This window comes from Novosphingobium mangrovisedimenti (assembly GCF_025153475.1).
Taxonomy (GTDB): domain Bacteria; phylum Pseudomonadota; class Alphaproteobacteria; order Sphingomonadales; family Sphingomonadaceae; genus Novosphingobium; species Novosphingobium mangrovi_A.
Map to the genome: position 1 here is coordinate 389310 of NZ_JANZXA010000002.1, position 24051 is coordinate 413360.

Genomic DNA, 24051 nt, shown 5'->3' on the forward strand with positions numbered 1-24051 from the left:
GCAACACCCCCCAAACGGTAGGCAGAAAGCCCGACAGTATCCGCGCCAGAGCGGGAACAGCCGAGCCGCAGCAGATCTGATGGCCGGCCGAAGAACGGGGTCGAACATCCAATGAGCCTGCAACGGCGTCTTCCACTCGGTAGCAGTGCGCTGGCGCTCAGCGCGCTGGTAACGGCTGCCGCGATCTATGCGGGCACGCAGACCGAACCGGCGCTGGCCGACGCCTCTGCGCTCATGCCCGCAACGCCCGCCGAACAGGCAGCGATGATCGAGCCCATGCTCGATAAGTACTGCTCGCGCTGCCACAACGATTTCGACATGGTCGCCGATCTCTCGGTGGACGACCTGCGCGCGGACGACATCCGCACCGGCCGCCATGCCGACGCGTGGGAGAAAATCCTGCGCCGCGTCGCCGCCGGGGAAATGCCTCCGCATTCCAAGCCCCAGCCCGATCCGGCAACGCGCGCAGCCTTCGTGCGCTGGCTCGACAGTTCGCGCGCGGGCTACGCCGCCGCCAACCCCGATCCGGGCCATGCCACGCTGCGCCGTCTCAATCGCTTCGAATACGCCAATGCCGTTCGCGACCTGCTGGCGCTCGACGTCGATTTCAGCCGTGAACTGCCGCAGGACAATTCGGGCTACGGCTTCGACAACATTGCCGACGTCCTCACCGTCTCGCCCACGCTGATGGAACGCTACGTCGCGGTAGCGGGCAAGGTCGGCCGCCTGGCAACCGGGCTCACCTCGCGCCGCGAATTCGTGACGACCTATCAGGTCCCCAAGGACGGCTCGGTGAAGAACGCGGGCGTTCCCGCCTACAACGAGCGGGCCAGCGCCGATCTTCCCCTCGCCTCGCGCGGGGGCGGTGCCTTCCGCTATTTCGCGCGCTACGATGGCGAATACGACATCGCCGCCTGGCTCAACTCGAACACCAACAACGAAACCGACCGCCTCACCGAGGACCGCTACAGCGCGCGCGTGCCGATGAAGGCGGGCTCGCATCTCGTGGGCCTCTCGTTCCGGCGCCGGATCTGGCCCGACGAGAGCGTCCAGACGCTGCACAACACCACCGATGCCGTGCCGCTCCCGCTCGATCCGCCGAAGATGCTTCCGCTCGATGTCTGGGTGGACGGCAAGCGTGTGCAGACGCTGGAGGTGCCCTCCTACCGCATGCACGAGCGCTATTCGCAGCAGAACTTCCCGCGCGACGTGCTGCAGATCGACGTGGCCGGCCCCTACAACGCCATGGGCGTGCCGGATACGCCCAGCCGTCGCGCGATCTTCACGTGTCATCCCAAAAAGGCATCGCAGGAAGAAGCCTGTGCGCACCAGATCGTCTCTACGCTGGCCCGCCGCGCCTGGCGCCGCCCGGTCGGTGGGTTCGACATCGCCCCGCTCATGCGCATCTATGCCGGGGAGCGCACGGCGTCCGACTTCGAGCATGGCGTGGAAGCCGCGATCGAAGCGATCCTCGTCTCGCCCGAATTCCTGTTCGTGGTCGAGAGCGATCCCTCGGGCAGCCTGCCCGGCAGCGTCCACGCGATCTCCGACCTCGAACTCGCCACGCGCCTCTCGCTGTTCCTGTGGAGCAGCATTCCCGACGAGCGGCTGCTCTCGCTCGCCGAGGAGGGCAAGCTCCACGAGCCTGCCGTACTCGATGCCGAGATCGACCGCATGCTGCGCGATCCGAGGGCGAAGGCGCTGACCGAGAATTTCGCCGGCCAGTGGCTCTACTTGCGCAATCTCGACCAGCAGCGCCCCGACATCGACGTGTTCCCCGGTTTCGACACGCGGCTCAAGCAGGCCATGGCGACCGAGACGCGCATGTTCTTCGCCAGCGTGCTGCACGCCAACCGCCCGGTGACGGACTTCATCGAGGCCGACTACACCTTCCTCAACCAGCGTCTTGCCAAACATTACGGCATCCCCGGCGTTGTCGGCACGGCCTTCCGCAAGGTGAGCCTCAAGCCCGAATGGCATCGCGGCGGCCTGCTGGGGCAGGCGAGCGTCCTTACGGTCACGTCCTACAACAACCACACCTCGGTGGTGCGCCGCGGCAAGTGGATCCTCGACAATATCCTCGCCTCGCCGCCACCGCCGCCACCCGCCAATGTGCCCGCGCTCAAGGCCGAACACGATGGCCGCCTGCTGAGCGCGCGCGAACAGCTTGAACTGCATCGCTCCGATCCGAACTGCGCTTCCTGCCACGTCAAGATGGACCCGCTCGGCTTCGCGCTGGAGAACTTCGACGCGGTCGGCGCGTGGCGTACCGTCGATGCGGGCCAGACGATCGACAGCGGCGCGGTGCTCCCCGACGGCACGAAGTTCGCCGGCATCACCGGACTCCAGCAGATCCTGATGGACCGCAAGAACGAGTTCGCCCGCGCCTTCACCGAGCGCCTGATGACCTATGCGCTGGCCCGCGGCGTCGGCGCGCAGGACATGCCGGCCGTGCGCGAGATCGCCAGCCATGCCGCCGCAGATGGCTATCGCGTGCACACGATCGTCAAGGGCATCGCCGCCAGCCCGGCCTTCACCATGCGCAGGACGCCCGAACCCTTCAAGGCCGCCTACGGGAGCCCCCTGAAATGATGATCACCCGCAAGCCCCTTTCCCGCCGCACGATCCTGCGCGGTGCAGGCACGGCAATGGCGCTGCCTTTCCTTGAGGCGATGATGTCCAGCGCCCGGGCGGCCGACATCGCGCAGCGGCCCAAGCGGCTCCAGGTGTTCTACTCGCCCAACGGCATGACCATGCCCGAATATCGGCCGACCGGCGAAGGCGCCGATTTCACGCTGCCAACGACGCTGGAACCGCTCGCACCGCACAAGGACACAATCGCCGTTATAACGGGGCTGGGCCATCCGCAGGCGGCGGCGATGGGCGATGCACCCGCCGGTCATGGCCGGTCTTGCCCCGCCTTCCTCACCGGTGCGCACGCCAGGCAGACCGAAGGACCGGACATCCGCTGCGGCGTGTCGATGGATCAGGTCTTCGCCGCGCATCTGGGCGATGCCACGCAGATCCCGTCGATGGAACTGAGCGTCGACCTGCCGAGCATGGCGGGAAGCTGCGACATCAACTATTCCTGCGCCTATACCAACGGCATCTCCTGGCTGACGCCGACCGTGCCGCTGCCCGTCACCGCCAACCCGCGCGCCGTGTTCGAGCGGCTGTTCGGCGACGGCGAGGCGCTCGACGAGAAAAGCCGCCTCGCCCGGCTGCGCAAGCAGGCCTCGATCCTCGACTTCGTGATGGAAGACACCGCGCGTCTTTCCGGCAAGCTGGGCATGGGCGACCGGCACAAGCTCGAAGAATACCTCGATGCCACCCGCGCCATCGAAAAGCGCATCCAGCGCGCCGAAAGCTCTCCGCCGCCCGCACAGGCGGCGGCCATGACCCAGCCCGCGGGCATTCCGGACGACTTCGCCGAGCACGTGAAGCTGATGATCGACCTGCAGGTGCTGGCGATGCAGGCGGACATCACCCGCGTCGGCACCTTCATGATCGGCCGCGAGCTTTCCAACCGCACCTACCCCGAGATCGGCGTGCCGGATTCGCACCACATGCTCAGCCACCACGGCGACAACCCGGACAAGATGGCCAGGCTGGCGAAGATCAATCGCTACCACATGGAATTCTTCGCCTATGCCCTGCAGCGGATGAAGGAGACGAAGGACGGCGAAGGCAGCCTGTTCGATCGCACGCTGGTCATTCGCGGCTCGGCCTTCGGCGATTCCAACAAGCACGACTACATGGACCTGCCGGTCGTAGCCTCGGGCGGTCTGATCAGGGGCGGGCGCCACGTGAAGGTGGAACAGGGCACGACGATGTCCAACCTGCTGCTGGCCGGGCTCAACCTGCTCGACGTGCCCGCGACCAGTTTCGGAGACAGCACCGCACCGCTTCGGGAACTGGCCGGTGCATAAGCTGGGTCTCGCCCTGACGATGGCTCTCGCCGCTTTCCCGGCAGGCGCCGGAGCACGGCCCCAGGTCGATGCCGATGTCCTGGCCCGCGCGATTGCCGCGGACGATGTCGCCGGCGCCGTCGCGGCGCTGGAAGGCGGGGCCGATGCCAACGCGCAGCTGGCCTATGGCGAAAGCCCGCTGTCCCGCGCGATCGAGACGCAGGACCCGGCCATGGTCCTGGCCCTGCTGGAGCACGGTGCGAAACCGGACGCCGCAGACGCCGAGGGGCTGTCTCCCCTCGCGCTGGCCTGCGAGCGCGGCAACGGAACCATTGTCGGCGCGCTGCTGGACCATCATGCCAGCCTCGGCAGAGCCGCGCCCGACGGCACCACGCCGCTTGCCGTCTGCGCCCGGTTCGCGCCGGCGGACACGGTCTCCCGCATGCTGGCCATGGGCGCGAAGGCCGACAGCGCCGATGCGCGCGGGCAGACGCCGCTGATGTGGGCCGCATCGTCGGGCAACGTCGAAGCCATGGCCGCGCTGCTCAAGGCCGGCGCGCAAATCGACCGGGTCACCGACGGCGGCTTCACGCCGCTGTTCTTCGCGATCAAGAGCGGCGTGCCGGAAGCCACGCGGATGCTGCTCGATGCCGGCGCGGACGCATCCCGTCGCGGTCCGGAAAACACCAGCGCGCTGCAGATCGCGCTCTACCAGAAGAACTGGGGCGCGGCCGCCATGCTCGCCCGGCGCGGGGCCGACCTTTCCGAGATCGACCGCAACGGCAACCGCCCGCTCCACGTCGCCGCGGCGGCGGGCGACACCGATCTGATTTCCGTGCTTCTGGCCAAGGGCGCCGACGTCGACGGGCTGACCGGCCCTTCGCGGATCAAGTGGGTGACGGAGGCCAACTTCGGCATGCCGCCCCCGCCGGTCCCGCCCACGCCGCCGCTGCTCGTGGCCGCGCAGAACGGCCAGGTGGACGCCATGAAGCTGCTGGTGAAGGCCGGCGCGAACACCGCCTTCGTCGCCGGGAACGGCACGAACGTGGTACTCGCCGCCGCGCATGGCCACAGCGCCGACGCGCTCGACTATGCGCTAGGCCTGACTCCGGACGTCAATGTCGTCGATGGCAGTGGCGCAACGCCTCTGCACATTGTACTGAACGGGGGTATGCACCCCCAACTGGAATCGATGTTGCGCGTTCTGGCCAGCCACGATGCCCGCACCGACATTCCCAACAAGTACGGCGCCACGGCCGCGCAGATGGCCGACAAGGGCCTCACGACGGTACGCACGGTCTACCGGCACGTCTTCACAGGCGGGCCGGCCCCGCGGCTGACCGCATTGCAGAACTGATTTTCCGTCCATGCTAACACAGGATGACCGCATGAAACGAATGAAGCCCCTCGCTCTCGCCGCCGTCGGCGTTCTCGGCCTCGCTGCACTGGCGGGTGGCGCGACGCTGGCCACCGCCGCGTCTTCCGCCAGCACCGCCATCACGGCACGGCAGGCCAACTTCAAGAAGATGGGCGGCGCCATGAAGACACTGAAGGACGAACTGAGCGGCGGCGCGGACAAGGCCAAGATGATCGCGGCAGCCAAGACGATCGCGGCGGCCGGACGCAAGCAGGGCGATCTGTTTCCCGCCGGCACCGGCCCCTCGTCCGGCGCCAAGACCGATGCTCTCGCCGCCATCTGGTCCGACCGTGCGACCTTCGACGCGGGCATGAAGAAGATGATTGCCGAGGCCGACAAGCTCGCGGCGGTCGCCGGTAGCGGCGATGCATCGGCCATCCGCGCCCAGTTCACGGCGACCGGCAAGTCCTGCGGCGCTTGCCATCGCCAGTTCCGCGCCGACAACTAAGACAGCAGGTATCCCGATGACCGAGAGCCCCATCGCCGGATCGACCCGAGTCTGGGATCTCCCGGTCCGCCTGTTCCACTGGCTGCTTGTCCCCCTCATCGCGTTCTCGTGGTGGAGCGGCGAGGAGCACTACATGGATTGGCACCGCCTTTCGGGATACGCCATCCTCGCGCTGCTGGTGTTCCGCATCTGGTGGGGCTTCGCAGGCTCGCGCACGGCCCGCTTCGGGCAGTTCGTGCGCAGCCCCGGCACCGTGCTTGCCTATGCAAAGACGCTGGGATCGCGATCCGCCCACGCCGCCGACGGGCATAACCCGCTCGGCGGCTGGAGCGTGATCGCGATGCTGGCCGTGCTCGTCACGATGGTCGTTGCCGGGCTCTTTGCAGTGGATGTGGACGGCTTCGAATCCGGGCCGCTGGCAGACTACGTGACTTTCGATCAGGGGCGTGCCGCCGCCGAATTCCACGAGACGGTGTTCAACGCGATCGTCGCGCTGGTCGCGCTGCACGTCGCCGCGATCGTCTTCTATCTCGGTTTCAAGCGTCTCAACCTCGTGCGCCCGATGATTACCGGACGGCGCGCCAGAGCTGCGGGCGAAGCGGCGGCGGACGTGCGCTGGTCTCCGCTTCTGGCGCTGGTCGGGCTGGTCCTTGCCGGTGCGATAGCCTGGGCCGTCTCCACCGGCTTCCGCTTCTAGGCCGACACCCGCTCTTCGGTGCGGCCCGGCACCACCAGATTGAGCACGACGGCCAGCGCCGCCGCGGGCAGCACGCCCGAACCCAGCAGTACGCGCAGGGTCTCGGGCAGGTGCTTGAGCGATTCCGGCTCAAGCTGAAGCCCCAGCGCCAGCGACAGCGATACGCCGAAGATCAGCATGTTGCGCTGGGTCCACTCCACGCTCGACAGCATCGAGAGCGCGGCCGACGCCACCATCCCGAACATCACGATCACGCCGCCGCCCAGAACCTCGATCGGGATCGTGGTGACGACTGCGCCGATCTTCGGCACGAGGCCGCACAGGATCAGGAAAACCGCACCGACCGTGACGATATGGCGGCTCATGACGCCGGTGATCGCGATCAGGCCGACGTTCTGGCTGAAACTGGTGTTGGGCAGCGCGCCGAACACAGCCGCGATGGCCGTGCCGAAACCATCAGCGAACGTAGCGCCCGACAGCTCGCGATCCGTCGCTTCCCTGCCCGCGCCGCCCTCGCAGATGCCGGAGACGTCGCCCACGGTCTCGATCGCCGAAACGACGCCCATCAGGCAGAAACCGAGGATGGCGGATGCCGACAACGCGAAGCCGAAATGGAACGGACTGGGCACCATGAACCACCCGACGGTCTCCACCGGCTCCAGCGAGATCCTGCCCATCATCGCCGCTACGGCATAGCCCACGCACAGGCCGATCAGGACCGAGGCCGTGGACCAGATCCCCCGCGCGAAGAAGCTGAGCGCCAGCGTCGTCGCGGCAACGGTGCCGGCCAGCAGCCAGCTGCCCGCCGCGCCGTAGCTATCCGTGCCCACAGCCGGAACGCCCCCCGCCGCGTACTGAACGCCCACGCGCATGAGCGACAGGCCGATCATCAGCACGACGAGACCGGTCACCATCGGCGGAAGCGCAAAGCGAATACGGCCGACGAAAAAACTCAGAACCATGTGGAACAGGCCGCCGAATATGGCGGCCGTGGTGAGAGCGGCCATAGCGGCCACGCCCTGCCCAGCAACGATCGGGATCATCACCGGCAGGAAGGCGAAGCTCGTACCCTGCACGATCGGAAGGCGCGCGCCCATGGGGCCGGCACCGATGGTCTGGAACAGCGTGGCGACGCCCGCGAAGAGCATCGACATCTGGATCATGTAGATCATCTCGCTCGGATCGGGCGAGCCATAGCCAAACCCCGCCGCCCCTGCGACGATGATCGCCGGCGCGAGGTTACTGACGAACATCGCGAGCACGTGCTGGATGCCAAGCGGGATCGCCATCGCCATTCCGGGGAAATAGTCGGGATCGCGCGCCTGCTCGGGCGACATCACGCCGCGGTACGAGCTGCCCGACGGGACAGGGCCGCCGTCTTCCAGAAGCTGCGGCATGCTGCTCATAGGCAATCCTTCTGCGCAAGTGGCCTGGGCGTCTGTCATGAGAGTTCCATCAGGTGGGACAGCGAGCGTTGGGCGGCCTCGACGACCTGCGCTCGCTCCACAGTCGCCAGTTCGCCGCCGCGCACCACCGCGCGCCCGTCCACGAACACGTCGCGCGCGCCGCCGGGCGGGCTGAGCAGAAGGCCGGCGACCTTGTCCCACGCCCCGGTGGAAGGAACGTCGGTCATGTCCCAGATGACGAAATCGGCACGCTTTCCCTTTTCGAGCGAACCGCAGTCGTCACGCCCCAGCACCTCGGCCCCGCCGCGCGTCGCCAGCCACAGCGCCTCGCGCGGATCGAAGCTGTCGGCGCCCAGCTTCACGCGCTGCAGCAACAGCGCCTGCCGCGCCTCGTTGAGCAGGTGGCCGCTGTCGTTGGAGGCCGAACCGTCCACCCCCAGCCCGACCGGCACCCCGGCATCGATCATCGCCCGCACCGGCGCGATGCCCGAACCGAGGCGGCAATTCGAACAGGGACAGTGCGCCACGCCCGTGTGGGTGCGGGCGAACAGGCCGATCTCCTGCGCGTCGAGCTGGACGCAGTGGGCGTGCCAGACATCGGGCCCGGTCCAGCCGAGGTCCTCGGCATACTGGCCGGGGCGGCATCCGAAGCGCTCCAGCGAAAACGCCACGTCGTCCGCATCCTCGGCAAGGTGGGTGTGCATCATCACCCCCTTGTCGCGGGCCAGCAGCGCGGATTCGCGCATCAGGTCGGTGCTGACCGAAAACGGCGAGCACGGCGCGACGGCGACACGCAGCATGGCGCCATCGGCAGGATCGTGGAACGCGTCGATCAGCCGGATCGTATCGGCCAGGATCGCGTCCTCCTCCTCGACCACGCTGTCGGGCGGTAGGCCGCCCTTGCTCTCGCCCACGCTCATCGAGCCGCGCGTAGCGTGAAAGCGCAGGCCCACCTCTCGCGCGGCGTGGATCGAATCGTCGAGCCGCACGCCTTCGGGAAACAGATAGTGGTGGTCCGAACTCATCGTGCAGCCGGACAGCGCCAGCTCGGCAAGGCCCAGTTGCGTCGCCGCGAAGACATCCTCCGGCCGGTAGCGCGCCCAGATCGGATAGAGCCGCTGGAGCCAGCCGAACAGCGAGACGTTGATCGCGCCGGGCAACGCGCGGGTCAGCGTCTGGAACAAGTGGTGGTGGGTATTGACCAGCCCCGGCGTCACCACGCAGCCGCGGGCATCGATCACGTCATCGGCCTCGTCTGCGAAGTGCGCCAGTTCGGCGTCCATTCCGACCGCCGCGATCACCCCGTCCCGAAAGGCGATGGCGGCGCCGGCGATCTCGCTGCGCGCATCGTCCATGGTGACGAGGCAATCGGCATTGCGGACGAGCGTGAGGCCCATTGCCCTATAGCCTGCCCGAAGCCGTCACGGCGTGACGGCCTCGTAGCGGTCCCAGTGGTCGAGCAGTTCGTCGACCACTTTCGAACCGACCGTATAGAGGTTCTCGACAGCCGCCTCGAGCCCGGCATAGCCCTCGTTCTCGCGCAGGAGATAGGTGGCGGCATCGACGCCCGGCGGCGGCATGGTGAAATTGCTGCCCGCGCGCATGACGAGCACGCGATCGCGGTTCGCGCGGCCAATCTCGTCGAGATAGGTCAGCGAGGTCAGCACGCCGGTATCCTCCATGGCCGAAGTGACGAACTCGCCCTTGCCCGAAGTCCAGTAGCGCACCCAGGAATTGGCCCAGTCGGTCATCAGCTTGCCGTGCCAGAAGGTCATGGCCGAAAGCTGCTCGCCTTCCAGCACGAACGGTGGTTCCTGCGCATGCGGATAGTCGACGAACTTGGCGCGCTCGGCGGCGATTTCCTCGGAATCGGGAAGCTCGATGTCCTTGGTCAGGTTATAGGCCCAGGCCTCCAGCGATGGATTGAGCTGGAACACCTCGCCGCCCGACGGATCGGGCTTTCCCGTCATATCGTTGGGGCCCTTGGTCCCGCGCGGAAAATAGCCGAAACTCCAGTCGGTCGGGATCTCGCGCGGATCGATTTCATGCGCCAGGTCGCCATCGACGACATAGCGCGACCATGCGACCGATCCGATCGAGGCGTCCTCCGGATCGATGCCGGCGATGCCCGCGACCAGCCAGTAGGCCTTGGTAAGATCGAAGCGTTGATCGAGCCCGAGCGCCATGGTCGCTGCCGTCGACCGGGCGGTGCCGATACCGGTGACCATGCCCAGGACCTGTGTTTCGGGATTGTAGTAGAGATCGTGGAACGACTGCGGGAAGGGAATGCGCATGGTCAGCCCGCGCCGTTCCTTCCACAGCTGGAACTCGCCCGCGACGTCGCCTTCGTCGTTGCCGATCTCGAACAGCGAGACGATCACGACCTTGACCGGCAGCGGCGTCTCGCAAGCATAGCCCGGCTCGCAGGCCGAAATGACGGACGGCACGGCCTGCTCGGCGAATGCCGTCCCGCTCGACAGACTCAGGGTGATACATGCCCCGATGATGGCTGCGGTGCGGCGGAAAAACTGCATCAAATACCTCGTTAAGACACAAGGGGCGCCGGCGCGAACCGACGCCCCCCGCGGTTGGGAGCTTCTTAGAACTTGTACGTGACCGTTCCCTGGAAGCTGCGCGGCTTCTCGGGAAGAGCGATCGTCGAGCCGAACAGCTCGGTGAAGTTCGCGCGGAAGTACTTCTCGTTGGTCGCGTTCTTCACCACCAGACGGAACAGCCACGGCCCGGTCTCGTAAGAGGCGCCAAGATCGAACAGCGTGTAGGCGGGAAGCTTCACGGCCTTCGACTGACCCGAATAGACCGAGTCCACCGACACCATGCTGGCCGAAAGCGCCAGACCATTGTCGAACCCGTACGTCGCCGTCAGCGAGTAGAGGTTGGTCGGGATACCGGCGCGACGGGCATCGCTCTTGCTGTTGATCGGAACCAGACCGATCGGCTGGCCGCCGAGGTACAGCGTCGGGTCGGACACATTGACCAGATCCTCGATACCGAAGAAGCTGAACAGCGTGCCGTTCTCGATCGCGGTCAGGTTGTAGACCTTGGTGCGGGTATAGGCGCCCGTGACCAGCAGGTGATCATCGACGGCCCAACGGAATTCGGCTTCCAGACCCTTGGTCTGAACTGCCTGGTTCACTGTGATCGACTGGGCACTGTAGTCGGTGCGTTCCTGCTTGTAGACGGAGACCGCCGCATAGAGGCTGTCGTCCAGGAAGCTGCCCTTGATGCCGCCTTCATAGAGCTTGGAAGCGGAAATCCACGTACCGGCCGCCAGGTTTTCCGGATCGAGTTCCGCGCCCTGTCCGGCAATCACCACCGACTGACGCGCAATGGTCGCGTAGGGGATCAGGCCGAAAGGCAGCTTGTACGACGCGCTGGCCGACCAGGACCAGGCACCGTCGGTGTCCGAAGCCCCGGAGAAGCCCGGATCGGATTCCATCTTGGCGATGTTGTAGTTGGAAACGCCCTTGATGTGATCGTAGCGCGCGCCCAGCGTGACATCGAGGCCGAAGTTGAAATCGAGATCGACGAGGCCGGCAAAGGCCAGGTCGGTGTAGTGGCCCTTGACGTAGCTGGTGTAGTTGCAGTCGCACTCGGTCGACAGCAGGCGGTCGCTGGCGGGGGTGTAGCCCACGGTCAGGTCGACGCGGTGGAAGTACTCGTAGTTGAAGTCCTCGCCGTGCTTGAAGTGCGTGTAGCGGATCGAGGGCGAGAGCTGGAACGAGAACTTGCCGGCGTTGTTCTCGAAGGTCTTCGAAACGACGATCTTGTCCTCGAACACCCAGGAATCGTGGAACTGCGAGAAGCCGTAGGTATTCTCGTTGATGTTCTCATAGGAATCGTAGAACGCCTGGTTCTTGATCTCCAGCCCGCCGTCGGACGTAAAGACCGTATCGAAGTAGAGCGTGGTCGAACGGTTATCGAGACGGTCGTCCTTGCCGGTCAGCGTCTTGCGGCGGCTCAGCTTGGTCGTGCCGGTGTTCGTCAGATTGAGCAGCGTGTAGTCGCCGCTGTTATAGCAGGCGTCGGTGATCGACGAAGCGAAGACGTTTCCGCCGCACTGGAAACCACCGAAAACCGACAGGCCACCCGGGAAGGCGTAGTTGATCTCTTCCTGCGACATCTGGCCATCAGCCACGGTGCCGGGAATGATTCCATCCAGCGACTGCGCCGTACCCGTGATGTAGGTGCCATTGTCCACGAGGTCCTGCGTCAGGCGGTTCCAGCCGCCGTTCTGCTGCCCCTTGTAGTTCTGGTACTGACCGCCGAATTCGATGCGAATGTTCGAGCTGACGTCGGCATCGAAGGAACCCTGCAGAATGGTCTGCTTGGTCGACATGTTGTCGTAGTAGCTGCCCGAATCCTCAAGTTCGGCATAGAGGCTGTACCCGAACTCCTGCGCGCCCAGCTTGCCAGGACCGCGGATGTTGGCGGAAAGGTTCGCCTTCTCCCAGCTGCCGCCGGTGAAGCTGATCTGTCCGGCCGGCTCGCTCATCAGCGAACCGCCCTTCACGCGCGCGCTCTTGGGCACGAAGTTCATGTAGCCGCCCGTCTTGGACGGGCCGAAGATCGGCGAGGCCGGGCCGCGCACGATGTCGATGCGGTCCGAAGCACCGATCGGCGTCGGGTAGTTGCCCGGGTTGTCGAGACGCCGCACGCCCCGGAAATAGATTTCACCCGGGGTGCCGCGAATGTCGAGCGCGCCGCCGACGCCGAAGAACGAGTTGGTGAACGTACCCGGGGCCTGCGCCACGAGATCGTAGATGTCGGTGATGCCGAAGCGTTCCATCTGCTCGGCACTGATCGTCGAGGCCGAACGCGGCGTTTCGACCAGCGTCTTTTCGAAACCGAACACCGAACCGACATCGGCAACCGGAAGCGCGTCGAGCGCGCCGGTGACGACGATCTCGCCATTTGCCGGTTCCTCGTCATCCGCGGCGAAGGCGGGCGAGGTCAGCGCGGTGCAGCAGAAAAGGCCCGTCGCAACCGCGAGAAACGGTTTGCGCAGGCGTCCATGCTGCATTGCGATATCAATATGTGTGTCTAAGGACTTGTTCTTGGCCATCGTGTCTAACCCCCTGAATACGGCTGGAACGGATTTTCCGTTCTCTCCGCCGTCCATTCGTTCTGGACCCACCCCTCCCGCAGCACTGTCTTTTTTGTTGCAGTGCATCATTGCATGCTTTGCCATGTCGGCGAAGATGAAAACGTGTCGATCTCCTAGGAACCCTGTGGATGATTGAAGCGGTCGAGCCCGTGCTCGAACCGCTCGAAACGGTCTTCCAGATCGGCTTGCAGACGCGCCTTCTCGCTGGATGCGAGAAACGGCTTGCAGCGACCGGCGGTGCGCGAGGCGGAGCAGGCCGAAACGGCCTCGCCAAGCCTGCCCTCGCGCCACAGGCTTGCACCGGGCACGAACGAATATTCGAGGCTAGCGCGGGCCAGTTCCTTCAGGTCGGCGTAGCCCAGCCCCTGTTCGGTGACGGCCCGGCGGTATTCGTTGGTCATGTCCGAGCGCAGCACGCCTTCGTCGTCGGTGGAAAGCGCCACCGGAACGCCCATGCTGCGATAGAGCGCGATCGGGTGCTCGCCCCCCTTTACGCCGAGGATGACGGCGTTGCTGGTCAGATTGACTTCCACGGCGATGCGCTCGCGCGCCATGCGGGCCAGCGTTTCGGGCGCATCGTCCTCATAGGCGATGTCGGTACCGTGCCCGATGCGCCGCGCCCCCGAGGCGACGGCCCGGGCTATATGGTCGGCAAGATCCTGCGGCGGCACCAGCCCCAGCGCCAGTTCGCCCGCGTGCATCGTGACGTTCACATCGGGATACTTCGCTTCCAGGAAGCGGAACATCGCCATGTGCAGACCGTAGTCGCGCAGCGCCACCGGGTCATCCTCGGGCATGACGATGTTCACGCCCACGAAGCGCGGATCGCGGTGCGCCAGCGCGAAGCTCCCCAGCAGGGTCCGGAAGACCATGCGCGGAGAAAACCCCCGCAAGGCATAAGTGAGGTAATGGACGGCAACGCCGCAAGCCGGGTCGGCCTGCTTGCCCTCGCACGACAGCCGCGCGCTCGCCTCGGCCTCGATGCGGTCGACTTCCCCGACGTATCCATCGAGCAGCGGGGCAAGTTCGGCACTGTCGGCGGAATAGAGCGCCGCGATCCCGGCTTCGTCGAGCGGCGCCGTACCCGCCCCACGCACGAAATCGATAAGACCCGGCGGATCGAGCATCAGTTCCAGGTAGCTGACACCATTGCGCTCGGCGCTCTGTCGGGCGAGCGCCAGCCAGCGCCCGTTCTCACCGGCCGAGGCCGCGCCGAAACGATCGAAGCTGCGGAAGAACTGGGTGTGGCCGGAAACCTCGTCCGCGCCAACCCCGCGCTGGTAGCCGCGCGTGGACAGCGCATCGACGAGCCGGGCAAAGACGAAAGGCCGTTCCGTCGCCATTCGCGCGATCTTGAGGTCGTCCCCGCAAGGGCCTGCCACGATACGCGTTATCGCGACGTCGGCGCACATCCCCTTCTGCGCGGCCACCTCCAGGAAATCCTCGGCATAGACGCTGCCGCCCAGATGGTTGTGCAGATCGCCGCCCTTGGGCATCGCCTGCAGGAACATGCGCAGACGCGCGGCGTTGTCGGAAACTTCCTCCAGCATGGCAGACGCCGCCGCCTCGCTCGCCGCCTCGGCGCGTGCCGCACCCGGCGCAAGCAGGAGAGCCGACCCGGCCGCGCACGCCAGCGCCATCATGCGCAGGCATGCCTTTCGGGCGCGCTCGTTTCGACTCGTCAACGTCATCCAGACCTCGCACTCGGGAACGCTCAGCCAGACCTGCTCTGTGGCGGAGTGGATTTTGCGCCCCATCCGAACGGGCGGCAGGCACCCGGCACCCCACCCCAGAGAGAAGCGGGACAAGGGATGCCGGACCTGTTGCACCTTTCGGTATCAAATATGCTCGTAGGCACTTGGCTTGATGCCAGCAAACGCAATGAATCCCACGGTCCGTTGCAAAAATTAGAGCGGGTGGTTAAGACGGCGGCCATGCCGGCGTTTTCGCGATTCCTTCGCTACTTCATTGCAGTCGGGCGACTGGGCTCGATCCGCAAGGCAGCCGACGAACTCAACGTCTCGGCCTCGGCGATTGCCCGCCAGATCCTCAACGTCGAAGCCGAAATCGGCATGCCGCTGTTCGAGCGCCTGCCCAGTGGGCTGAGGCTTACGGCGGCCGGCGAAATCATGATGGCGGCGGGCAACCGCTGGCAGAAGAACATGACCGACGTGCGCGCCCAGATCGAGGACTTGCGCGGCCTCAAGCGCGGCCATGTCGACATGGCCGTGATAGACGCCCTGGCCAAGGGCCACATCCCCGCTGCGATTCGCGCGATCCAGACACGCTATCCGGGCATCAGCGTGGGCGTGAAAGTGCTGGAAAACGACGCCGTGCGAAAGGCGGTGGCGAGCGGCGAAGTCGACTTCGGCATCCTGTTCGAACCGCAATCCTACCGCGACCTCACCGTGCGCGCCTTCGTCGAAGTCGTGCTCGGCTTCGTTACCCCGGCGGGCCATCAGCTGGGCGAACAGGAAGAGGCGCGCTTCTCGGCCTGCACCGGATCTCCGTTGATCGTGCCCGCCGAACCGCTGGCGGTTTGCCAGCAGATCGCCGTGCTCGAAGGCGCGACCGGGCTGGAGCTCGACCGCAAGGTGAGTTCGGACAATATCCAGATGATCACGTCGCTGGTGCTGGAAGGCGTGGGCATCGGCGTGCTCACCTCGCTGGACGTGATCACCGAAGTGCAGGCGGGGCTGCTGTCCTTCACGCGTATCTCCGACGCGCTGCTGCGCCCGATGACACTGGCGCTGTGTACCAATTCGGCCCGCACGCCCACCTACGCCGCCGGGATCGTCCTCAACGAAATAGAAAACGGCTTTGCCGAGCTGAGTTATCGCGCCTCGATGCGCCGGATTGAGGAAAACGGCGCCTGAAACGCCCCGATGCAATTGCGCGGCTCGTCCGAAGGCTATAACCGAGACCATTCCCCAACATTATCGGACAGGATTCGCGACTGATGAGCCAGAACGCCGAGCCCGATCTGCACTACCTCGAATACTACGAAGACTTTCTCGCCAAGGTCCGCGTGCTGTCACGCAAGGTGCTTGAAAGCGAATGGACGCCCGACTTCGTGATCGGCGTCGGCCGTGGCGGGCTGGTTCCTGCCGTCTATATCTCGCACCAGCTCGAACTGCCGATGCTTTCGATCGACCATTCCGCGAAAGTGCCGGGCTTCGCCGACGAGCTGCTGGCCAAAGTCGCTGGCATGACCGCCGAAGGCAAGCGCATGCTCTTCGTCGACGACATCAACGACAGCGGCGGCACCATCGAATATATCCGCGGCCAGCTGGCCGGGTGCGGCTGCAACGCCACCAACTTGCGCTTCGCGGTCGTCATCAACAACCAGAGTTCGAAAGTCGAGGTCGACCTGTGGGCCGACATGATCGACCGCGCCGAGGACAAACGCTGGTTCGTCTTTCCCTGGGAATCGGTCGGCACCAAGGAAAGCATCGTCGAAGAGGCCCTGTCGGTTCCCGAACGCCTTTCCTGAACCCCCTTCTCCCGTTCCAGTTCGAAAGCCCCCCACCATGCGCATCTGCGTCTATCTCGGCTCCTCCCCGGGCCGGAACCCTCTCTATCGTGAAGCCGCCGAGCAGTTCGGCACGCTGCTGGCCAAGCGCGGCATCGGTCTTGTCTATGGCGGCGGCGAGGTCGGCCTGATGGGCGTGATCGCCGATGCCGTGTGCGCGGCGGGCGGCGAAGTGATCGGCGTGATCCCGGAAGCCCTGCGCGCGCGTGAAAAGGATCACCACGGCATCACCGAACTTCACGTGGTGGAGACGATGCACGAGCGCAAGGCACTGATGGCCAAGCTGGCGGACGGCTTCGTGACGCTGCCCGGCGGCATCGGCACGTTCGAGGAAATGTTCGAGGCCTGGTGCTGGGCGCAGCTCGGCTATCACAAGAAGCCGGTCGGCCTGCTCAACGTAGGCGATTTCTACAACGGCCTCACCCAGTTCATCGACAAGATCGTCGAGGAAGGCTTCCTGCAGGACCGCCACCGCGCGATGCTGATGATCGAACGCGAACCCGAAGCCCTGCTCGACCGGATGATGCACTACATGGCGCCGGAAACCGAGCACTGGCTGGGCGAAAAGGACCTGTGACAAGGCGGCCGCGGTCGCGCGGCTGCCTTCATTTCGTCCGCTTCGCGCCCTGCGCCATGGCGTTGACCATCACCGCCTCCAGCCGCTTCGGGTCGATCGCCCGCACCACGTGGGCTTCCCGTTCGCCGAGACCGGGCTGGTAGTGTTCGCGCCAGCTCAGCGTATCGCCGTAGTCGGGACCGAACTGGGTATTGTAATCGACGTAGAGGTCCTCCCCCTCGGTCTCGATGGCGGGATCGAGCAGGTAGCCGGCGGCGATCTCGTCCCATAGGGGAAAGCCCGCTTCCATCCCGGCAATGAACGCGCCGACGTCGGGCGCGGCCGCCTTGGCCAGCCGCTTCAGCAGGTCCGGCGTCAGCTGCGTGGCCGTGGAGGGATCGGCGGGGATCACCGTCAGCTTGCGCCATTCACTGTGCGAGACGATGCTCGCTGCTTCGGGATCGAAGCGCGCATTGAACTCGCGCCGGGGGGAATTGGCATATTCCCGCGCGAATTCCGCAGCCGATACGGTGTCCAGCACCTGATGCGGATTGAAGCTGCCGCCCATGTAGACAAGTTCGCCCACCAGCGAGGCGAACTGCGGGTCGAGCCGCTGCGCCAGCGCCAGATTGGTCAGCGGCCCGCAGGCGACGATCGTGATCTGTCCGGGATACTGGTGGACCATCCGGATCATGAAGTTCGCCGCGACTTCCGGCAAAGGCTTGAGCTTCGGATTTCCGTTGGGCAGGTCGACCGGATCGTTCGGGCCATAGTAGACAGGCGTGCTCTGGACGGTGGGTTCGGCCCACTCCTTCATCCACGCGCCCTTCCAGGTGAGCTTGCCGTAGAGCGCTTCCCAACGCTCGGTCAGTGCTTCTGAATTGAGCAAAGGATAAGTCGCACCCTGCACCACCGGAATATCCGGACGATCCGCGATTTCGAGCCCCCGCAAGGCCATGGCCGTCGCCCGGTTGGCCCAGGTATTGCCCGACACGGTAGTGATGCCGACAACATCGATCTTATCGCTTTCCAGCAGCATGAGGTGCATGAGCGCGAAGCCCTCGTCGTCGATGATGACCTTGCGCGGAGCAGTATCCGCATGGGCCGGGCCGAACGAGAGCACCACCGCGAGCCACAGCGCGGCAAGCAATCCGATGATTCGCTGCATTATGCGCGCGCCGCCACGTATGTTTCGAGTTTCCCGAGATGCGCCGCAATCGCATCGGACGGCAGGAACGAGCCGGTGAAGCTGTTGCGGGCCAGCGTGACGATCTCTTCCTGATCGAGCCCGCGCGCTTCGGCCACCGCGCGGAAGTTGTCGGCGATGTAACCGCCGAAATAGGCCGGATCGTCCGAATTCACCGTCGCCTTGAGGCCCAGCGCCAGCATCCGGTCGATCGGGTGATTGCCCAGATCGTCCACCACGCAAAGCTTGAGGTTGGAGAGCGGGCAGACCGTCAGCGTCATGCCCATGTCGGCCAGCCGGTCCGTCAGCACCGGATCTTCGAGCGAGCGGTTGCCGTGATCAATGCGGTCGACATGAAGCAGGTCGAGCGCCTGATAGACATATTCGGGCGGCCCTTCCTCGCCGGCATGGGCAGTAAGCTTGAGCCCCCTCGCCCGCGCCTCCTCGAAGACCCGTGCGAACTTGACCGGTGGGTGCCCCACTTCCGAACTGTCGAGCCCCACCGCCTCGATCCGGTCGAGCCAGGGTTCGGCCATTTCCAGCACCTCGAACGCGGCTTCCTCGGAAAGATGGCGCAGGAACGAGAGGATCAGCTTGCTGGTGATGCCATGCTTCGCCTCGGCCTCGGCCATGGCGGAGAGCAGGCCCTCAACCACTTCGGAAAAGGCAATGCCGCGATCAGTGTGGGTCTGCGGGTCGAACATGATCTCGGCATGGACCACCCCGTCCGCTGCCGCGCGCGCGAAGTAGGCCGCGGCCAGATCGTGGAAATCCCGCCGAGTGCGCAGCACATTGGCCCCGGCGTAGTAGATGTCGAGAAAGTCCTGCAGGTTGGAAAAGGCATAGGCCGCACGCACTTCCTCGACCGAGGCATAGGGAATTTCGATCCCGTTGCGCCGGGCCAGCTCGAACATCAGTTCGGGCTCAAGACTGCCTTCGATGTGCAGGTGCAGTTCGGCCTTGGGCAGGCCGGTGATGAAGCTGTCGAGGTCGGTCATGGGGCAGTCCTTTGCCAGACGCATTCGCCCAGCACATATGTTCTCGAGACAGCGCGGTCGTCGCCCAGGATCTGGAGCGCGAAAAGCCGTTCGGCAAGGTCCGCCTCGCGCGTGCGCCGTGCCAGCAATGGCGTCGCCGCGCAATCGAGAACCGCGAAGTCCGCCTCCTGTCCGGGTTCGAGAGCCCCCACCTTGTCGCCGATGTGCAACAGCGCAGCGCTGCCCGCCGTTGCCAGATAGAGCGCGCGGAAGGGATCGAGCCGGTCCTCGCGCGCCAATGCGGCCTGATAGGCCAGCCCCGAGGTGTGGAGCATCGAGAAAGAGGTGCCCGCGCCGACGTCGGTACCCAGCCCCAGACGCAGCTTGTGCCGGTCCGCCTGCCCGAAGTTGAAGAAGCCGGAACCGAGGAACAGGTTCGAACTCGGACAGACCGCAATGCCCGCGCCGCTTTCGTGCAGGCGAGCGCAGGCGCGATCCGAGAGGTGAATGCCATGCGCGAAAACGGACCGGTCGGTGACAAGACCGAAGCGGTCGTAGGCATCGAGGTAGTCCACGGCCTCGGTAAAGCGCGCCTCGACGGCGGCGCATTCGTGCACGTTTTCGGCCAGATGCGTGTGCATCAGCACCTCGGGATGCTCGGCCAGCAGCGCACCGGCGTCGGCAAGCTGGGCATCGGTGGAGGCCAGCGCGAAACGCGGCGTTATGGCATAACCGAGCCGTCCGCGCCCGCGCCAGCGGCGGATCAGCGCTTCGCTCTCCGCGCGCCCGGACGCCACCGTGTCCTTGAGACCCTCAGGCCCCATATCCATCAGCACCTTGCCCGAAACGATCCGCATGCGCCGCTCCAGCGCTGCCTCGAACAGGGCATCGACCGACTGTTCGTGCACCGTGGGATAGACCAGCGCGCTGGTGGTCCCGTTGCGCAGCAGTTCGTCGAGGAAAAAGGCCGCAACGGCATCGGCGTGGGCCTTGTCGACAAAGGCCTTTTCGGCCGGGAAGATGTGCCGGTCGAGCCAGTCGAGCAATTGCTCGCCGTGCGAGGCGATGCGGTCGGTCTGCGGATAGTGGACATGCGCGTCGATGAAGCCCGGCACGACGAGACCGTCGAGACTGTGCACCGGAACGTCCGCGTACTTATCGGCCAGTTCGGCATAGCCCCCGCGCGCTACGACAAGGCCGTCCTCTATGACCAGCAGGCCGTCGGGCTCGTGCCGCACCGCATCGGGCGCATCGCGAGGGTCCTGCCCGACCGAGAGCAGTTCTGCACGGTAAGCGTGGATCATCGCGTCCTCCCCGGCACGGGGAGGTGGCAGCCCGCAGGGCTGACGGAGGGGATTGGCGCCCCCACGCGACATCGCGCCCGGGCGTGAGTCCCCTCCACCATGCTCCGCATGGTCCCCCTCCCCGTACCGGGGAGGACTTGCGCCGAAATCATCATTGCCCTCTCAATTGCAGAAGCTGCGCCAGCACGGCGATGGCGATCACGTCGGGCTCCTTGCCGCGCACACCGGGCACGCCGATCGGCGTGGTGAGACGCGCCAGCGCCTCTTCGGAAATGCCGTCCGCCTTGAGCCGCGAGCGGAAGCGCGCGATCTTGGTCGAAGACCCGATCAGACCGACGAAAGCCACCGGATCGCGGCTGAGTGCGGCAAGCGTCAGGTGATAGTCGAGCGGGTGATCGTGCGTGAGGATCGCAATCGCCGCGTCGGCGGGCGCTTCCTCGATGCAATGGGCGATCTCTTCCTCGGGCATGATCGTCACGCCGTCGAGTGCGGCCAGTTCAGGCCGGGTATCGAACCAGGCGAGCTGGAGCGGCAGACCGATCATATGCCGGGCAATCGCCTGCCCGACATGCCCCGCGCCGAACAGATAGACCGGGCGCGGCCGCTCGCCCACCGGCTCGACCATGCGCGTGCCGACGCGCGGGCGTTCGCCGCGCGCGGTCTGGCGCGTGGCCGTCTCGCGCTGGAAGACGGCGCGCGCGACGCTCCCTTCCTCCAGCCGGGTTTCGAGCATCCAGCCGGGCTCGGCATCGTGCAGCCAGTCCAGCGCCTGGGGATCGACATGCTCGATCAGCAGCCGCACCCGCCCGCCACAGCACTGCCCAAGCAGCGGCCCGAGCGGATAGTCCTGCACGCGCCATGTACCCCGGGGATGATCGAGGATCGCGCGTGCCTGTTCGACGGCGCGAAATTCGAGCTGGCCGCCACCGATGGTGCCCTGCTGCCCCTCCGCCGTCACCAGCATGCGCGTGCCCGCCCCGCGCGGTGCGGACCCTTCGGTCGCCATCACCGAGACCATCGCGCAAGGCTCCGGTCCCAGCCTGCGCAGCCATCCGACCCACTGCGTCATGGCGCCTTGAACTCCGCGATGGTTTTCAGGATGCACTCGGGCGTGGCCGGGGCATCGAGCGGCGGCAGTTCGCGCTTGTCCGGCACGGTGGCGGCAATCGCGCGGTTCAGCGCCGAATAGACCGAGATCGCCAGCATGAAGGGCGGCTCGCCCACGGCCTTGGAACGGTTGATCGTCGGCTCGACGTTTTCCCCATCCCACAGGCTGATGGTGAGACGCTTCGCCCGATCCGACGCGGTGGGGATCTTGTAGGTCGCGGGCGAATGGGTGAGGAGGCGGCCCTTGCTGTCCCACACAAGTTCCTCAGTGGTGAGCCAGCCCTGCCCCTGCACGAAGCCGCCCTCGATCTGCCCCTTGTCGATCACCGGATTGAGCGAGCGGCCGACGTCGTGGAGGATGTCCACCGCCAGAACCTTGTGCTCGCCGGTCAGCGTGTCGATGGCAACCTCGCTCACCGCCGCGCCATAGGCGAAGTAGTAGAACGGGCGGCCCTTGTGCGCATCGCGGTCGTATTCGATGCCGGGCGTCGCATAGAAGCCGTTCGAGGACATCGAGATCCGGCCGAGATAGGCCTTTCGCGTAACTTCGCCGAAGGAAAGCGTCTCCGCCCCGACCAGCACGCCGTCGGGGGTGAAGTGCACCTCTTCCTCGGCGCACCCGTACGTGCGGGCAAGGAACTCCGTCAGCCGCGCCCGGATCGCCGAGGCCGCATTGTGCGCGGCCATGCCGTTGAGGTCCGCGCCCGAACTGGCCGCCGTCGCCGAGGTGTTGGGCACCTTGTCGGTGCGGGTGGCGGTGATGCGCACTTGCCCGAGCGGCACGCCGAAGACATCGGCCACGACCTGCGCCACCTTGACGTAGACCCCCTGCCCCATCTCGGTGCCGCCATGATTCACCTGGATCGAACCATCCGCATAGACATGCACCAGTGCGCCCGCTTGATTGAGGTGCGTGGTGGTGAAACTGATGCCGAACTTCACCGGCGTAAGGGCGATGCCCTTCTTGATGACCGGGCTACCGGCGTTGAACGCCTCCACCGCCACCGCACGCTCATCGTAGCGCGCAGTCTCGCGCAGGCGGGCGATCATCTGGGGCGCAATGTTGTCGGCCACGGTCATGCCGTACTGGGTGACATCCCGCCCGGGGCCGTAGAGATTGGCCAGCCGCACTTCGAGCGGGTCCTTGCCCAGCCGGGCGGCGACATGATCGACGATCCGCTCGATCGCCAGCATCCCCTGCGGTCCGCCAAAGCCCCGGAAGGCCGTGGCCGAGACGGTGTTGGTCTTCAGCCGTTCGGAGGCGATCTCGACATCGGGCAGGAAATAGCAGTTGTCCGCATGGAACATCGCGCGGTCGTTGATCGCGGGCGAAAGGTCCACGGTCGCGCCGCAATCCGAGGAGAGGAACAGCGAGAGTCCCAGTAAACGCCCCTCGTCATCGAAGCCGACATCGTAGGTCACCTCGAAAGGATGGCGCTTGCCGGTCATGACCATGTCGTCGTCGCGGTCGCAGCGGAACTTGGCGGGGCGGCCGGTCTTGTCCGCCACCAGCGCGGCGGCGGCGGCGAAGAGCGCGGCCTGCGTTTCCTTGCCGCCGAACGCGCCGCCCATGCGCCGCACTTCCACGGTCACGTCCGCCGTGCTGCGGTCGAGCATGTGCGCGACGAGATGCTGGACCTCGCTGGGGTGCTGGGTGGAACTCAGCACATGCACCTGCCCGTCCTCGCCGGGCGTCGCCACAGCGACATGCCCTTCGAGGTAAAAGTGGTCCTGCCCGCCCATTTCAAAGCGACCCGAAAGGCGAAGCGGGCAGGACTCCAGCGCCGCGGCGGCATTGCCGCGCGCCATGCACTGGGTAGGTTCGATCAGCGACTGTGCATCGCGCGCATCGGCCATGGTGAGCATGGCCGGCAGCGGTTCGTACTCGATCGTGCCGAGCCGGGCCGCCTTGCGCGCCGCCCGCTGGCTGGTCGCGGCGACGAGGAACACCGGCTGGCCGTGATTGATCACTTCGCCATCGGCCAGCAGCCGGTCATCGCCCGCCACGGGGCTGACATCGTTGATGCCGGGAATGTCCGCAGCGGTGTAGACGGCGACCACGCCTTCCGCCGCCATGACGTCAGACAAGTCCATCGACACGATGCGCGCATGCGCCTCTGCGCTCTGCCCGAAGGCGAGATGGAGCATGCCCTCCGGCTCGCCCATGTCGTCGGCATAGCGCGCCTCGCCGGTGACGTGCATGCGGGCGCTGTCGTGCGGGTGCGAGGGCTTTTCTAGCACCTTCCAGGCGGGATCGCGCTCAGCCATCGATCCCACTCCTGTCATTCGTCATTGCGAGGCCCGCAGGGCCGCGGCAATCCAGAGCGAGCGTCAACCGCCCTGGATTGCTTTGCTCCGCTCGCAATGACGAACTGCGAGAAGTGAAGG

18 protein-coding genes are annotated in these 24051 nt (G+C 65.9%); 8 read left to right on the forward strand and 10 right to left on the reverse strand.

What is annotated here, in order from left to right; genetic code table 11:
* Nucleotides 1-111 precede the first annotated feature (111 nt).
* Genes NZK81_RS05325 through NZK81_RS05345 form a run of 5 tightly spaced genes read left to right on the forward strand, consistent with a single transcriptional unit; the run spans nt 112 to nt 6470 of the window.
* Complete coding sequence (locus NZK81_RS05325; protein ID WP_260044589.1) at nt 112-2592, forward strand: DUF1592 domain-containing protein; 2481 nt, start codon at nt 112-114, stop codon at nt 2590-2592.
* Nucleotides 2589-3929: a DUF1552 domain-containing protein gene (locus tag NZK81_RS05330; RefSeq protein ID WP_260044591.1), complete on the forward strand. Its 1341-nt coding sequence runs from the start codon at nt 2589-2591 to the stop codon at nt 3927-3929. The genes NZK81_RS05325 and NZK81_RS05330 overlap by 4 nt, the downstream gene beginning before the upstream one ends.
* The gene (locus NZK81_RS05335; protein WP_260044593.1) at nt 3922-5265 is read left to right on the forward strand and encodes an ankyrin repeat domain-containing protein; all 1344 of its coding nucleotides are present in this window, start codon (nt 3922-3924) and stop codon (nt 5263-5265) included. Before NZK81_RS05330 ends, NZK81_RS05335 begins: the two co-directional genes overlap by 8 nt.
* Nucleotides 5266-5296: 31 nt before the next feature.
* The gene (locus NZK81_RS05340; protein WP_260044595.1) at nt 5297-5773 is read left to right on the forward strand and encodes a c-type cytochrome; all 477 of its coding nucleotides are present in this window, start codon (nt 5297-5299) and stop codon (nt 5771-5773) included.
* A 16-nt stretch (nt 5774-5789) separates the two neighbouring features.
* Nucleotides 5790-6470, forward strand: a complete 681-nt coding sequence (locus NZK81_RS05345; protein WP_260044596.1) for a cytochrome b/b6 domain-containing protein — start codon at nt 5790-5792, stop codon at nt 6468-6470.
* Here NZK81_RS05345 and NZK81_RS05350 read toward each other — a convergent pair.
* From NZK81_RS05350 to NZK81_RS05370, 5 genes are all read right to left on the reverse strand, one after another.
* Nucleotides 6467-7876: a uracil-xanthine permease family protein gene (locus NZK81_RS05350; RefSeq protein ID WP_260044597.1), complete on the reverse strand. Its 1410-nt coding sequence runs from the start codon at nt 7874-7876 to the stop codon at nt 6467-6469. The genes NZK81_RS05345 and NZK81_RS05350 overlap by 4 nt on opposite strands.
* Before the next feature lie 35 nt (nt 7877-7911).
* Nucleotides 7912-9273, reverse strand: a complete 1362-nt coding sequence (locus tag NZK81_RS05355; protein ID WP_260044598.1) for an 8-oxoguanine deaminase — start codon at nt 9271-9273, stop codon at nt 7912-7914.
* A gap of 24 nt (nt 9274-9297) precedes the next feature.
* Nucleotides 9298-10410 carry a purine nucleoside permease gene (locus NZK81_RS05360; protein ID WP_260044600.1) on the reverse strand — a complete coding sequence of 371 codons (1113 nt, stop codon included), beginning with the start codon at nt 10408-10410 and terminating at the stop codon, nt 9298-9300.
* Between the two features lie 65 nt (nt 10411-10475).
* On the reverse strand, nt 10476-12917 hold the full coding sequence (locus tag NZK81_RS05365) for a TonB-dependent siderophore receptor (protein ID WP_260044602.1): 2442 nt from the start codon (nt 12915-12917) through the stop codon (nt 10476-10478).
* A gap of 197 nt (nt 12918-13114) precedes the next feature.
* Nucleotides 13115-14692 carry an adenosine deaminase family protein gene (locus NZK81_RS05370; RefSeq protein ID WP_260044605.1) on the reverse strand — a complete coding sequence of 526 codons (1578 nt, stop codon included), beginning with the start codon at nt 14690-14692 and terminating at the stop codon, nt 13115-13117.
* Between the two features lie 243 nt (nt 14693-14935).
* On the opposite strand from NZK81_RS05370, the gene NZK81_RS05375 reads away from it, so the two are divergent.
* The 3 genes from NZK81_RS05375 to NZK81_RS05385 all read left to right on the forward strand — a co-directional run bounded on the left by NZK81_RS05375 (nt 14936) and on the right by NZK81_RS05385 (nt 17110).
* On the forward strand, nt 14936-15877 hold the full coding sequence (locus NZK81_RS05375) for a LysR family transcriptional regulator (protein WP_260044607.1): 942 nt from the start codon (nt 14936-14938) through the stop codon (nt 15875-15877).
* An 83-nt stretch (nt 15878-15960) separates the two neighbouring features.
* Nucleotides 15961-16494: a phosphoribosyltransferase gene (locus NZK81_RS05380; RefSeq protein WP_260044608.1), complete on the forward strand. Its 534-nt coding sequence runs from the start codon at nt 15961-15963 to the stop codon at nt 16492-16494.
* Between the two features lie 37 nt (nt 16495-16531).
* The gene (locus NZK81_RS05385) at nt 16532-17110 is read left to right on the forward strand and encodes an LOG family protein (protein ID WP_260044610.1); all 579 of its coding nucleotides are present in this window, start codon (nt 16532-16534) and stop codon (nt 17108-17110) included.
* A 28-nt stretch (nt 17111-17138) separates the two neighbouring features.
* Here the strand turns inward: NZK81_RS05385 and NZK81_RS05390 are convergent, their stop codons facing one another.
* The 5 genes from NZK81_RS05390 to xdhB form a co-directional block, all read right to left on the reverse strand.
* Entirely contained in the window at nt 17139-18257 is a 1119-nt protein-coding gene (locus NZK81_RS05390) for a nucleoside hydrolase (protein WP_260044611.1), read from the reverse strand.
* Nucleotides 18257-19273, reverse strand: a complete 1017-nt coding sequence (locus NZK81_RS05395; RefSeq protein WP_260044613.1) for an adenosine deaminase — start codon at nt 19271-19273, stop codon at nt 18257-18259. Before NZK81_RS05395 ends, NZK81_RS05390 begins: the two co-directional genes overlap by 1 nt.
* A complete protein-coding gene (gene guaD / locus NZK81_RS05400; protein WP_260044616.1) occupies nt 19270-20556 on the reverse strand; it encodes a guanine deaminase in 1287 nt (428 codons plus the stop codon). The genes NZK81_RS05395 and guaD overlap by 4 nt, the downstream gene beginning before the upstream one ends.
* 151 nt (nt 20557-20707) lie before the next feature.
* On the reverse strand, nt 20708-21625 hold the full coding sequence (gene xdhC / locus NZK81_RS05405; RefSeq protein WP_260044618.1) for a xanthine dehydrogenase accessory protein XdhC: 918 nt from the start codon (nt 21623-21625) through the stop codon (nt 20708-20710).
* Nucleotides 21622-23931, reverse strand: coding sequence for a xanthine dehydrogenase molybdopterin binding subunit (xdhB, locus tag NZK81_RS05410; RefSeq protein ID WP_260044620.1), 2310 nt, complete (start codon nt 23929-23931; stop codon nt 21622-21624). The genes xdhC and xdhB overlap by 4 nt, the downstream gene beginning before the upstream one ends.
* Nucleotides 23932-24051 lie beyond the last annotated feature (120 nt).